This window comes from Amycolatopsis sp. CA-126428 (assembly GCF_002904335.1).
Classification (GTDB): domain Bacteria; phylum Actinomycetota; class Actinomycetes; order Mycobacteriales; family Pseudonocardiaceae; genus Amycolatopsis.
Genome location: NZ_PPHF01000141.1, coordinates 1 through 12,997 on the forward strand (window position 1 = coordinate 1; position 12,997 = coordinate 12,997).

Here is a 12,997-nt window from a genome sequence, read left to right on the forward strand (position 1 = left end):
CTGGGGGCGCTAGTCATGCCGGGCCTGGCGACCACAGCTCCCTGGTCGGGAGCCACCAAAAAGGTAACGGGGGCGGGGGTCCGAGGGGGCCCGGGGGGCGGGGGCCGAGGTCCCGGGGGCCAGGGCCTCGGGGGGCGGAGGTCCCGGGGGCCGGGGCCCCGAGGGCGGAGGCGGGAGTGTCGGGAGCCGCGGTCGCGGCCCCGGCACTCCGGTACGCACGCCATCAGCTCCGTTCCAACCTCCAGTAGCGGGCGACTTCGGGCACCGAGCGGCAGGGTTGCCTTCCCGCACGATCACCGCAGGCCGCTCCACCGCCACGCCCCGCCCCTCTTGGCTCGCTGGCCCTCCCCCCAGCGAAACCGCACCCATCCACCTCTTGACCACAGCTCTCCCCACCCTTCGACCGCCCAGCAGCGGGGCGCTGCCCTGGCCTGTTGGCCAACTTGCCCCTTGGCCACTGCTCGCCCTTTGACCACTCGCCAGCTGAGCCCACCCCTGGTCTGCTTGCCAACTCGGCCCCCGGCCACTGCCCACCCGTTGCCGCCCATGAGCCGCCCCTCCTGCCCCGGCCACTCCCCCACAGCGCGGTCTCACCTTCCGGCCCTCCTGCCCTCGGCCCACATTCCTGCCGCCCTGGTCGGCTGTGCGTGTGTCGGGCGTCGCGGGACGGGGACCGGTCCCGGGCGAGACCCGCCACGCTGAGCACATGATGGAACCGGCTCCGCGGCGGCCTCCGGTCCTGATCGCCGCTCTGGTGGTGCTGCCGCTGGCGGCTTTCCTGTTCGGGATGACCGAGGGGGCCGTCGACGGGACAACAACAGGATGGACGTCGTTGGCCGTGCTGAGTTCGCTGCTGGCGATTCGCTTCAACGGGGCTCGGGTGACGTCGCTGATCATTCTCGCCCTGCAGACCCTCTTGTGGCTCCCGGGCGCTCTCAAGCACATGAACGACGCGGCAGCCACCCAGGCAGCGTCCTACGCCTTGATCGGCACAGCCCTGTTCCTGGCGGGCGCCGTCCTCGCCTGTCTGCCCGAGTCGACCCAGTACTACCGACAGGCCGCGCAGTGGCGATCCCGCAGAAAGAGTCTCCGCTGATCCACTCTGCGCTGCCGGCCACGCCCCCGCGTGGCGAGCCCCGACCGGACCGACCCGCCAACCCAGCGCGACCGATCACCCGCCCGCGCCCAGCCACTCACAACAGCCGCGCCCGCGCGCGCGGGCCGCCCCCTAAACCCGCCCGGCCGAGCACCACTTCAGCCCGGCCGCCGACCCCCGCGCGCGGTGAACCCCCACCGGACCGACCGCCAATCCGACCGTCACCGATCACCCGCCGCCTCCCCCGAACCTCGCGCCGCCGCCGAACGCCACCCCAGCCACCGCCCGCGCTCCAAGCGCCCGCCAACCCCACCGCCACCGATCACCGACCGAGCCCCGAGCCCCACCAAGCAACCCCCTCACCTGCGGTCCTGACTATCCGCACAGGCCGAGGACCCCACATTCGGCGCCTCCCGCCCGCCCATTCGCCTCGGTACGGTGGCCGCATGATGCGGAAGGCCGTGGCCGTTCGGCGGGAGGAGATCGTCCGGGCCGCTCTTGCCCAAATTCGCTCGCGGGGCATCGCCGGTGTGCGGGCGGCCGATGTCGCTCACTCGCTCGATGTCAGCACCGCGCTGATCTTCTACCACTTCGGGACCCTCGAGGCGCTCGTCATCGAAGCCTTCCGGCAAGCCGCCGAGGGGGAACTGACCAAGCTGGACGATGAGCTTGGCAAAAGTGGCCCCGCCGACAAGCGGCTTCGTGCCGTTCTCGCTCTGTACGGGCCCTCGCACCACGACAACTGGCAGCTGTGGATCGAAGCCGGTGCCGCGGCCATGCGGGATGCCGCCCTGCGGGCCGTGCTTCAACGCCTCGACCTGCGGTGGCGGGATGCCGTTGTCGCGCTGATCGCGGAAGGTGTCGGGGCCGGGACCTTCCGGTGCGCCGATCCGCACGGCGCCGCGTGGCGGCTGACCGCTCTTCTCGATGGGCTCGCGGTCCAGGTCGTCGCCCGGCAGGGCACCGTCACCGCCGGGGACTGTGACCGGTGGGTCGAGCAGGCGATGGCTTACGAGCTCGGATGTTGACCGGGGGATCAGGAGGGGCGATGACCGGAACAGCCTTGCTCGAAGTGGCCTGGACCGACCCCGTCACCGGGTGCCGCGGGTACCTGGTGATCGACCGGCTGGTGCGCGGCGTCGCCAGCGGCGGCCTGCGGATGCGCCGCGGCTGCTCGCTGTTCGAGGTCCGCGGCCTGGCCAGGGGCATGACGCTCAAGGAAGGCCTCAACTACGACCCCGACGGCCGGTACGTCCCCCTCGGCGGCGCCAAGGGCGGCATCGACTTCGACCCCTACGACGAGCGCGCCCGCGACGTCGTCGCCCGGTACCTGCACGCCATGCGGCCGCTCATCGAGCAGTACTGGACCATGGGCGAGGATCTGGGGCTGCGGCGGGACGTCATCGACGGCGTCATCGCCGAAATCGGCCTGCTGAGCCCGGTGCAGGCGATCTACCCGCTGCTCGAAGACCGCGACGCGGCGACCGCCCGGCTGGCGGAGGCCTTCCGGATCGAGGTCGGCGGGCTGGGGCTCGACGAACTCGTCGGCGGCCTCGGCGTCGCCCAAGCCACGCTCACCGGGCTCGAGATGCTCGGCCTCCACCACCGGCCGAACCGCGTCGTGGTGCAGGGCTTCGGCGCGATGGGCGGGGCCACCGCCCGCTTCCTCGCCGACGCCGGGCTGCGCGTGGTCGGCGTCTCGGACGTCCGCGGGGTCGTCGCCAACCCGGCCGGGCTCGACGTCGAAAACCTGCTCCGGCACCGCGACCGCTTCGGCGGCATCGACCGCGACAACCTCAAGCCCGGCGACGAGCTCCTGCCGCCGGAAGCGTGGCTGGACGTGCCGGCCGAGGTGCTGGTGCCCGCGGCGATCTCCTACTGCGTCGACGCCGACAACCAGGCCAAGATCGGCGCGCAGCTCATCGTCGAGGCCGCGAACCTGCCGGTCACCCCGGACGCCGAAGAGCTCCTCGACGCGCGCGGCATCCGGGTGGTGCCGGACTTCGTCGCCAACTCGGCGACCAACTCGTGGTGGTGGTGGACGCTGTTCGGCGACGTCGGCGCGGACGCCGAGGAAGCCTTCGGCAAGGTCCGCACCCGGATGCGCGCCCTGGTGACCAGCATGTTCGAGGTCGCCACCCTGGACGGCCTGAGCCTGCGCGCCGCCGCGCTGCAGCTGTCGGAGAAGAACCTCGAGGCCATCCAGGCCCGCTTCGGCTGAGACCGAGGGGAACGAATCCGCCCCACAAGTAGTTGAGCGTTGTATGAAACTCGGCATCTACAGCTTCGGCGACCGCGCGCCGGACCCGCGCACCGGCGAACAGCCCTCCGTCGCGCGGACGCTGGCCAACACCCTCGAGCGGATCAAGCTCGCCGACGAGCTGGGCCTCGGCTTCTACGGCCTCGGCGAGCACCACCTCGACCAGTACGCGATCTCCAGCCCGGGCACCGTGCTGGCCGCCGCCTCGAGCGTGACGAACCAGATCACCCTCAGCTCCGCCGTGACCGTGCTGAGCACCGAGGACCCGGTCCGCCTCTACCAGCAGTTCACCACGCTCGACCAGCTCAGCCACGGCCGCGCCGAGCTGCTCGCCGGGCGCGGGTCGTTCACCGAGTCGTTCCCGCTGTTCGGCAACGACCTCGGCGACTACGACGAGCTCTTCGAGGAGAAGCTCGCCCTGCTCCTGCACATCGACCGCGAAGACCCGCTGACCTGGTCCGGCAAGTTCCGCCCGCCGCTGGAGAACGCGCGGATCCTGCCCCGGCCGTACGGCGAGCACCTGCGCATCTCGGTCGGCACCGGCGGCAACCCCGAGTCGTCGATCCGCGCGGGGCTGCTCGGCCTGCCCGTGGTGTACGCGGTGATCGGCGGACAGCCGGAGCGCTTCGCCCCGCTCGTCGACCTCTACCGCCGCGCCGGGGAAGCGGGGGAACAACCGGACCTGCACGTCACCATGAGCGCGATCGGCTTCATCGCCGACAAGTCCCAGGACGCCAAGGAAACCTTCTACCCGTACTGGCTCGAGACGATGAAGTACGGCGCCCGCGCCCGCGGCTGGGCGGTCCCGACCCGCGCCGAGTACGACGAACACACCCGCGACGCGCAGGCGCTGTTCGTCGGCAGCCCCGAGGAGATCGCCGAGCGCCTGATCGCGGTCGGCAAGCTCACCGGCGCGGACCGGTACGCGATGCAGATGGACTGGTCCGGCGTCCCGCACGCCGACGTCATGCGGGCCATCGAGCTCCTCGGCACCGAGGTGCTCCCGCTGGTGGAAAAGGAGTTCTAGACGTCGTTCGCGGCGATGTAGCCGAACGTCATCGCGGGGCCGATGGTCGACCCCGCGCCGGCGTAGCTGTGGCCCATCACCGCCGCGCTCGCGTTGCCGGCCGCGTACAGGCCGGGGATCACCGAGCCGTCCGGGCGGAGCACCCGCGCCCGGGCGTCCGTGCGCATGCCGCCCTTCGTGCCGAGGTCGCCGGGCACGAGCCGCAGCGCGTAGTACGGCGCCGCCCACAGCGGCGCCAGGCAGGAGTTCGGCGACACCGCCGGATCCGTGTAGTAGTGGTCGTACGCGCTCGCGCCGCGGCGGAATTCGGGGTCGGTGCCGGACCGGGCGAAGCCGTTGAAGCGGTCCACAGTGGACTTCAACGCGGCGGACGGGACGCCGATCTTCGCGCCGAGGTCCTGGATCGTCGACGCCTTGAAGACCGCGCCGGCGGCGTACCAGGCGTCGGGGAACGGCAGCAGCGGCGCGATGTCGCGGAAGAGGTACCGGTTGCGGTAGTTCTGGTCGACGATGAGCCACGCCGGGATGTCCGGCGCCGCCGGGTTCTTGTCGTACATCGTGTGCACGACGTCGCTGTAGGGCGCGGCTTCGTTGACGAACCGCTGCCCGGCCTGGTTGACGATCAGCCCGCCGGGCAAGGTTCGTTCGGCCAGGCAGAAGTACGGGTCGCCGGGGGTCGGGATGGCCGGGCCCCACCAAGCGTCTTCCATCAGGTCGAGGGCGGCGCCGGCGCGCTGCCCGGCGCGGTGGCCGTCGCCGGTGTTCTCCTTCGCGCCGACCGTCCAGTCGGTGCCGATCGGCTGCCGCTGGTACTGCGCGCGCATCGCCGCGTTGTGCTCGAACCCGCCCGAGCCGACGATCACACCGCGCCGCGCCCGCACCAGCCCCTGCGGCGTCACCACGCCGGTGACCGCGCCGTTTTCGACGTTCAGGTCGACGAGCGGGGTGTTGAGCAGCACCGGGACGTTCGCCCGGAGCAGGCCGACGCGCAGGCCGGCGGCGAGCGACTGCCCCATGGTGAGCGGCTTCTGCCCGGCCAGCGCGGCGGCCGTGCCGCGGGCGAGGCATTCGGCGGCGACCGCGGCACCCTTGGCGTTCACCAGGGCCAGGTTCAGCCACTTGTAGTCCGCGCTGAAGACGACGAGCCCCGCCGGCGTGGCGAGGTAGGGCGGGTTCAGGTTCGCCAGCTCGGCCCCCAGCAGGCGCCCGTCGAACTGGTCCGGCTCGATCGACCGGCCGTTCGGCAGGCCGCCCGGGAGCTCCGGGTAGTAGTCGCTGTAGCCCTCCATGAACCGGAACCGCAGCGGGCTGTTCGCCAGGACGAAGTCGATCATCGCCGGGCCGTTGCGCAGGAACGCCTCCTGCCGCGCGGCCGGCACGTCCGGCCCGACGACGGCGGCGAGGTACTGCGCGGCCTTCGCGGGCGTGTCCGGCACCCCGGCGGCGAGCAGGACCCGGTTGTTCGGGATCCAGATGCCGGCGCCGGACCGGGCCGCGGAGCCGCCGAACGTCGGCGCCTTCTCGAGCACGACGACGCTCAGCCCGCGTTTGGCGGCGGTCAGCGCCGCGGTCATGCCCGCCGCACCGGAGCCGACCACGACGACGTCGTACTCGCCCACGGGTGCGGCCGCGGCGGGGTTCGCCAGCCCGGCGGTGACGGCGAGGCCCACCCCGGCGGCGCTGCCGCGGAGGAGCTGACGGCGGGTCAGGTCGGCATCCATGGCGTACTCCTCGCTCGCGGAACAGCGAGGGCCATGATCTCGGCCGCGACCCGAAACTGGAACAGGTTCTACACGACTGGAGCAGTCCCGGCCGGCCCGGCTCGGCCGGTGGCGCCAACCGGGCGCGGCATTCGGCGCAGGCTCAAGCCGTCCAGGTCACCGGCACCTCCTCGGGCCCGCGCACCGACAGCGGCGGCCGCCAGGTGATCGTCTCCGGAGGTACCGCCAGCTCCAAGCCGGGCAGCCGGTCCAGCAGCGCCCGCAAGGCGATCTCGCCCTCCAGCCGGGCCAGCGCCGCGCCCAGGCAGAAGTGGATCCCGTGCCCGAAGCCCAGCTGTGGTGCGTCCTTGCGGCGGATGTCGAACTGCGTCGCCATCGGGAACACGTTCTCGTCGCGGTTCGCGGCTCCGACGTGGGCCAGCACCGCCTCGCCGCGCCGCACCAGCACCCCGCCCAGCGACACGTCCTCCAGCGCCACCCGCAGCAGCGACGAGTCGACCGGGCCGTCGTAGCGCATGATCTCCTCGACCGCCCCCGGGGTCAGCGAAGGATCGGCGCGCAACGCCGCCAGCTGCTCCGGGTGCCGGCACAGCAGGACGACCCCGCACCCGATCAGGCTGACCGTCGTCTCGTGCCCGGCGAGCAGCAGCTGGGTGGCCAGGTCGATCAGCTCCGGCTCGGTGAGCCGGTCGCCGTCCTCGTCGCGGGCGTGCACGAGGGCACTCAGGAAGTCGTCCGCGGGGCGTGCGCGTTTCTCCGCCACCAGCGCGGCCATGTCCTCGGCGCCGTCGCGCCGCGCCCGCTCGACGTCGGCGGGGGCGTGCTGCATCGGCGTCACGATCACCCGCGACCACTGCCGGAACCGCTCGCGGCCGGCGAACGGGACGCCCAGCAGCTCGCACATGACGGCGGTCGGCAGCGGGAAGGCGAACGCCTCGACCAGGTCCGCCGGCGGGCCGTGCGCGATCATCGCCGCCAGGAGCCCGTCGGCGATCTCCTGGATCCGGGGCCGCAGCGCGGCGATCCGGCGGACGGTGAACGCCTGCGCCGACAACCGCCGCAGCCGCGTGTGGTCAGGCGGGTCCATGTTTAGGATGCTGTGCTCGCCGGTCGAGAAGTCGCCCGGCTCGATCAGGCACGGCGCGCCCGGGTACCGCAGGCCGCGGCTGAACCGCGGATCGGAGAAGACCGTGCGGACGTCGTCGTAGCGCGTCACCAGCCAGCCTTCGTGGCCGCTGGGGAACGCGATCCGGGACATCGGCGGGTGCCCGGCGTAGATCGCCCCCATCGGGACGGCGGGATGGTCCTTCTCGGCGGGGTAGGCAGCGGTCATGCGGCCGATGGTGAGCGCCGTTCCCGGCGTCCCGGAAGGCGGAGCAACCCGGAAAACCCGTCCGGACGCCGCAAATCGCCCGGACGGCCTCACCCAGGCGATGTCCTATGTGGACGCCGAGGCAGCAAGTTGACGGCACACTCAACCTGAGACTAAGTTGAGGACAGTCTCAATTTCTTCGAGAAGGAGGTTCCCTTGCCGAACGTGCTCGCCGTCCTGGGCGTCGGTCCCGGGCTCGGCCTGTCGGTCGCCCACCGCTTCGGCCGCGAAGGCTTCACGACGGCGCTGGTCTCCCGCACCGACACGCGGCACGCGGGCTACCGCGCGTCGCTGGCCGGGATCACCGCCCCCACCTACACGGCCGATGTCACCGACGAAGCCCAGCTCCGCGACGTGCTCGTGCGCATCACCGCCGACGCCGGCGAGATCGACACGGTGTACTTCGGGCCGGCGGACGCGACGTCCGGTGGGGGCATCACGCCGCTCACCGAGGCCGGCGGCGGCACCCTCCGCGTGGCGTTCGACGCCGTCGTGGTCCCGGCGGCGAACCTCGTCGAAGCGGTGTTGCCCGGCATGCTGGCGCGCGGTTCGGGGTCGCTGCTCTTCGCCGGCGGCCTGAGCGGCAAGTACCCGATGCCGATGCTCGGCAGTCTCGCCCCGGCGTCGGCGGCACTGCGGATGTACGTGCTCACGCTGCACGCGGCCCTGCGGGAGAAGGGCGTCCACGCCGGGATCCTGACCATCGGCGGCCTCATCGAGCGCGGTGACATCCACCGCATGTTCACCGCTCAGGACCCCGGCTTCACCGTGGGAACGCTCGATCCGGACGACATCGCCGACAAGGCGTGGGGGCTCTACACCGAGCGGGAAGCCGAAGCGGAGTTCAACGCGATGGCCGTGGCCTAAGCGAGGTAGGCGAGTTCCGGGTGCGCGGCGACGTAGGCGTCGAGCAGCCGCCGGGCGACCGGCACCGAGCCGACCAGCGGGTGCAGCGCGAACGCCCGCAGCGCCGCCGCCCGCGAACCCGTCGTCGCCGCCTCGATCGCCGCCCGCTCGACCGCCTTGACCGTCGTCACCAGGCCCAGCGCGTGGTCCGCCAGCGGCGCGGCGGCGAGCGGGCGGGCGCCGTCCGCGCCGACCGTGCACGGGACCTCGACGACCGCGTCACCCGGCACCCCCGGGAGCGCGGAACCGTTGCGGACGTTGAGGATCAGCGTCGTGCGCTCGCCGTGCGCGAGGGCGCGCATCAAGGCCAGCGCGACCTTCTCGTAGCCACCGCCCTCGAGGTCGTCACGCTCCCCCTCGCGCGTCTCGGCCATATACGTCGCTTCGCGTTCCAGGCGCGTGCGTTCCCACGACGCCAGCGAAGGTTCCGCGTAGAAACCGCGTTGCTGCTCGAGGAGGAACGCGCCGCGCGACTCCGAGCCGGCGGCCTCGCGGGCGAAGTAGTAATAGTGCAGGTATTCGTTGGGGACCGCGCCCAGCGTGCGCAGCCAGTCCGCACCGAAGAGCCTGCCCTCCTCGAACGACTCGCACGCGGCGGTGTCGGCGAGCAGCCCCGGCAGCACGTTCCGGCCGTCGACGCGGACCGAGCGGAGCCAGCCGAGGTGGTTGAGCCCCGCGTAGTCGAACTTCGCCGACGCCGCGTCGATGCCGAGGGCCCGGGCGACGCGGCGGCACAACCCGGCCGGGGAGTCGCAGATGCCGATCACCCGGCCGCCGAGGTGCGCGGCCATCGCTTCGGTGACCATCCCGGCGGGGTTGGTGAAGTTGATGACCCACGCGCGCGGCGCCAGCTCGCCGATCAGCCGCGCGAGGGCGACCGCGACCGGGACCGTCCGCAGCCCGTAGGCGATCCCGCCCGCGCCGGCCGTTTCCTGCCCCAGCACGCCTTCCGCGTGCGCGATCTGCTCGTCCAGCCGCCGGCCGCGCAGGCCGCCGACGCGGATGGCCGAGAACACGATGTCCACATCGGACACCGCGGCGGCGAGGTCGGTGGTCGTGCGCACCCGCGGCGCGTTCGCCGCGCCGGCGGCCTGCTCGGCCAGGACCCGTTCGATCGCCGCGAGGCGACCGGCGTCGACGTCGTGCAGGACGAGCTCGGTGACCTCGCCACCGGCCAGCAGCGCGCCGTGCACGAGCGGCACGCGGAACCCGCCGCCGCCGAGGATCGCCAGCTTCATCGAGGAGCGCTTTGCTCGATCCGGAGACCCACCACGTTTTCAGGGGGTCCGGGTGGCGGAGCCCCCGGCCCGGAGCGAAGCTCCGAGTCACAGCCATGCCGCATCCGGCGACCATAGCAGCCGGGAGCACGCAATCCGCGGCTCGACCGGCCGAGCTCTTGCGGATCTCGCGCCGCTGACGCAGGCTCGGGCCACCGTTGCCTGATCAGTGGAGGCGCCCGTGCCGGCCGAGCCCGCCCCCGAAGTCGATGTCTTCCTGTCCGGCCTGCTGTTCTTCGACCTCGTCTTCACCGGGCTCGAACACCCGCCGGCGCCGGGCACCGAGGTGTGGACGGGCGGCATGGGCTCGGGGCCGGGCGGGATCGCGAACTTCGCCGTCGCGCTGAGCCGCCTCGGCCTGCGCACGTCGCTGGCGGCGGCGTTCGGCACCGACGTCTACGGGCGCTACTGCTGGGACGTGCTGACCCGGCAGGAGCGCATCGACCTGTCGCGGTCGCGGCGGTTCCCGGAGTGGCACTCGCCGGTGACGGTCTCGCTGGCCTACGCGGGCGACCGCGCGATGGTCACCCACGGCCACCCGCCGCCCGTCCCGGTCGCGGAACTCGCCGGTTCGCCGCCGCCGAGCCTGGCGACGGTGGCGCACATCGGCCTCGACACGGCCGAGTGGGTCCACACCGCGCACCAGTCGGGCAGCCTCGTGTTCGCCGACGTCGGCTGGGACCCGTCCGAAGCCTGGTCGCCGGCGTTGCTGGAGCAGCTGGCGTGCTGCCACGCCTTCCTGCCGAACGAAATCGAGGCGATGCGCTACACCCGCACGGACACCCCCGAAGCGGCGCTGGCCCGGCTGGCGGACCTGGTTCCGATCGCGGTGATCACCCGCGGCGGCGAGGGCGTGCTGGCGGTGGACGGGACGACCGGCGAGACGGCGGCGGTCCCGGCGCTCCCGGTCGACGTGCTGGACGCCACGGGCGCGGGTGACGTGTTCGGCGCCGGTTTCGTGGCCGCGACGCTGACGGGCTGGCCCCTGGTGGAGCGCCTCCGGTTCGCCTGCCTGACGGCGAGCCTGTCGGTGCAGCACTTCGGCGGCGCGCTGGCGGCGCCGGGCTGGCACGAGATCGCCCAGTGGCACGCGCGGACCCGCAGCCCGGACTACGCGTTCCTGGACGAAGTGCTGCCGTCGGAGACGGTGGCGGGGATCCGCCGCGGCCCGGTGACCCTCGGCTTCGGCGACGACGGCTGGCGCTGACCGGGGGCGGGCAGGCCCCCGGTCAGCGCGCCCTCACCCCACCGACACCCGCAGGATCTTGTTGTGACTGTTGTGCGGGGTGCTGTCCTTGTCACCGTCCACACTGGTCGCCAGCCACATCTGCCCGTCCGGGGCGGGCTCGACCGTGCGGAGCCGGCCGTACGTGCCGTTGAAGAACGTCTGGAAGTTCGTCAGCGAGCTGCCGCTGATCACCGCGCGGTAGAGCCGCTGCCCCTTCTGGCACGCGACGTACAGCGCGTCACGGATGATCGTGATGCCGCTGCACGAGCCCTGCCCCACCGGGTACGTCTTCTTCGGCGCGATGAACCCGTCGCACGAACCCGACGTCCCCTCGCAGGAGGGCCAGCCGTAGTTGCCGCCCTTCACGATCAGGTTCGTCTCGTCCATGATGCTGTTGCCGAACTCCTGCTCCCACAGCCGGCCCTGGGAGTCGAACGCCAGGCCCTGGACGTTCCGGTGCCCGTAGCTCCACACCGCGTTGTGGAACGGGTTGTCCGCCGGGATCGAACCGTCCGGGCTGATCCGCAGCACCTTTCCGTTGAGACTGCTGGTGTTCGGGGCGTTGCTGCTGTTCTGCGCGTCACCCGTGCCCGCGAACAGGTACCGGCCGTCGGGGCTGAACCGCAGCCGGCCGCCGTTGTGGAACTTGTTGCGCGCGATGCCCGTCAGCAGGACCTGCTCGGTGCTCGTGGTCAGCGAGTCGCCGGCCGGGTCGTACTTGATCCGGACGATCCGGTTGTCGCTCGGCGAAGTGTGCATGATGTAGAGCCAGTGGTCGGAAGCGAACGACGCCGGGTTGATCTCCAGCCCGGTCAGGCCGCCTTCGCCGTCGGTGCTCTGCACGTTGGGCACGGTCCCGATCGTCTTCTTCGCGCCGGTCTTCGGGTTCAGGTGGACGATCGCGTGCGCGTCACGCTGGTTGTAGAGGATCGTGCCGTCCGGCAGGGTCACCAGCCCCCACACGACGTCGTCGTCCGTGCCGACCTGCGTGGCGCCGCAGACCCCCTGCGACGGCGTGCAGGTCGAGCCGCCGGTGGTGGTGACGTCCAGGACCGGCGTGCTGGGGTCGCTGAGGTTGCCGTTCGCGTCGAAGGCCCGGACCTGCAGGTGGTACGCGGTGTTCGGGGTCAGCCCGCCGAGCGTGGTGCTCGTCGTGTCCGACGTGCCGATCTGCGTGCCGCCGTCGTAGATCCGGTAGCCGGCGACACCCACTTCGTCGGTCGACGCCGTCCACGCCAGGCCGATCGACGTGCTGTTGACCGCGGTGGTGTGCAGGTTCGACGGCGCCGACGGCGGCGTGTGGTCGTCGGACGGCGGCGTCTTCACGATCAGGGTGCCGCTGGCCTGCGAGACGTTCCCGGCCGCGTCCCGCGCGTTGACGTAGAAGCCGTAGCTGACGTTCGGGGCGAGGTTGCCGCAGGTCGCCGTCAGCGCGCCGGTCGTGCTCGCGCAGAGCTGGCCGTCGCGGTAGACGTCATAGCCCGTGACGCCGACATCGTCGGTCGCCGCGGTCCAGGAGATGGTCGCGCTGGTGGGCGTGACCCCGGTGAGCGTCGGCGTGCCGGGCGGTGACGGCGGCCGGACGTCGCCCCCAGAGCCGTAGACGCCGAATTCCTGCAGCGAGTAGCCCTTCGACGCGTCGGTGCGGCACCGTTTCGTGCCGTACACCCGGACGTACCGGCCGGTGCCGTCGAGGGCGGTCAGGTCTTCGACGCCGCCCTTGCCCGCGGTCGTCGCGTAGATCTTGGTCCACGTGACGTGGTCGGCGGACGTGTCGATTTCGTAGGCCGTGGCGCAGGAAGCGTCCCACTGCAGCCGGACGCGGCTGACGTGCACCGCCGCGCCGAGGTCGACGTAAATCCACTGTGGATCGACGCCGGCCGCGCTGGCCCAGCGGGTCGCCGAGTCGCCGTCGACCGCGTTGGCCGCCGGGCAGCACCCGCCCGACGACGACGCCGTCACGGGTTTTCCCTGCGACAGCAACGGGTCGGCGGCCTGCGCCGGCCCCGCCGTGAGCATCGTGCCGGCGACGAGCGCCAGGGCGATCGCCCCCGCCCGAATCCGTCTGTTCATCCCGTCCTCCATGGCTGATGACGACGGCGGAGGTCGG

Annotated in this window: 10 protein-coding genes; 6 read left to right on the plus strand and 4 right to left on the minus strand. The window is 72.3% G+C overall.

The annotated features are described in order from the left end of the window. Nucleotides 1-706: 706 nt before the first annotated feature. The 4 genes from C2L58_RS35210 (at nucleotide 707) to C2L58_RS35225 (ending at nucleotide 4,383) form a co-directional block, all read left to right on the plus strand. Complete coding sequence (locus tag C2L58_RS35210) at nucleotides 707-1,096, plus strand: hypothetical protein (RefSeq protein WP_103341964.1); 390 nt, start codon at nucleotides 707-709, stop codon at nucleotides 1,094-1,096. Between the two features lie 446 nt (nucleotides 1,097-1,542). Beyond that, a complete protein-coding gene (locus C2L58_RS35215) occupies nucleotides 1,543-2,124 on the plus strand; it encodes a TetR/AcrR family transcriptional regulator (protein ID WP_103341965.1) in 582 nt (193 codons plus the stop codon). 20 nt (nucleotides 2,125-2,144) lie between these two features. After that, nucleotides 2,145-3,317 carry a Glu/Leu/Phe/Val dehydrogenase dimerization domain-containing protein gene (locus C2L58_RS35220; RefSeq protein ID WP_103341966.1) on the plus strand — a complete coding sequence of 391 codons (1,173 nt, stop codon included), beginning with the start codon at nucleotides 2,145-2,147 and terminating at the stop codon, nucleotides 3,315-3,317. A gap of 43 nt (nucleotides 3,318-3,360) precedes the next feature. Next, complete coding sequence (locus C2L58_RS35225) at nucleotides 3,361-4,383, plus strand: LLM class flavin-dependent oxidoreductase (protein WP_103341967.1); 1,023 nt, start codon at nucleotides 3,361-3,363, stop codon at nucleotides 4,381-4,383. Here C2L58_RS35225 and kstD read toward each other — a convergent pair. Then, nucleotides 4,380-6,104, minus strand: coding sequence for a 3-oxosteroid 1-dehydrogenase (kstD, locus tag C2L58_RS35230; RefSeq protein ID WP_103341968.1), 1,725 nt, complete (start codon nucleotides 6,102-6,104; stop codon nucleotides 4,380-4,382). The genes C2L58_RS35225 and kstD overlap by 4 nt on opposite strands. Before the next feature lie 142 nt (nucleotides 6,105-6,246). Next, the gene (locus tag C2L58_RS35235; RefSeq protein ID WP_103341969.1) at nucleotides 6,247-7,437 is read right to left on the minus strand and encodes a cytochrome P450; all 1,191 of its coding nucleotides are present in this window, start codon (nucleotides 7,435-7,437) and stop codon (nucleotides 6,247-6,249) included. Nucleotides 7,438-7,641: 204 nt separating this feature from the next. Here C2L58_RS35235 and C2L58_RS35240 point away from each other — a divergent pair, with 204 nt between their 5' ends. Next, the gene (locus tag C2L58_RS35240; RefSeq protein WP_233226118.1) at nucleotides 7,642-8,343 is read left to right on the plus strand and encodes an SDR family NAD(P)-dependent oxidoreductase; all 702 of its coding nucleotides are present in this window, start codon (nucleotides 7,642-7,644) and stop codon (nucleotides 8,341-8,343) included. Here C2L58_RS35240 and C2L58_RS35245 read toward each other — a convergent pair. Next, nucleotides 8,340-9,620, minus strand: a complete 1,281-nt coding sequence (locus tag C2L58_RS35245; RefSeq protein WP_103341971.1) for a family 4 glycosyl hydrolase — start codon at nucleotides 9,618-9,620, stop codon at nucleotides 8,340-8,342. The genes C2L58_RS35240 and C2L58_RS35245 overlap by 4 nt on opposite strands. Before the next feature lie 220 nt (nucleotides 9,621-9,840). Between C2L58_RS35245 and C2L58_RS35250 the strand changes: the two genes are divergently transcribed. Further along, nucleotides 9,841-10,866 carry a carbohydrate kinase family protein gene (locus C2L58_RS35250; RefSeq protein WP_103341972.1) on the plus strand — a complete coding sequence of 342 codons (1,026 nt, stop codon included), beginning with the start codon at nucleotides 9,841-9,843 and terminating at the stop codon, nucleotides 10,864-10,866. Between the two features lie 33 nt (nucleotides 10,867-10,899). On the opposite strand, the gene C2L58_RS35255 is transcribed toward C2L58_RS35250, so the two are convergent. Next, on the minus strand, nucleotides 10,900-12,960 hold the full coding sequence (locus tag C2L58_RS35255; RefSeq protein ID WP_103341973.1) for a PQQ-dependent sugar dehydrogenase: 2,061 nt from the start codon (nucleotides 12,958-12,960) through the stop codon (nucleotides 10,900-10,902). Nucleotides 12,961-12,997 lie beyond the last annotated feature (37 nt).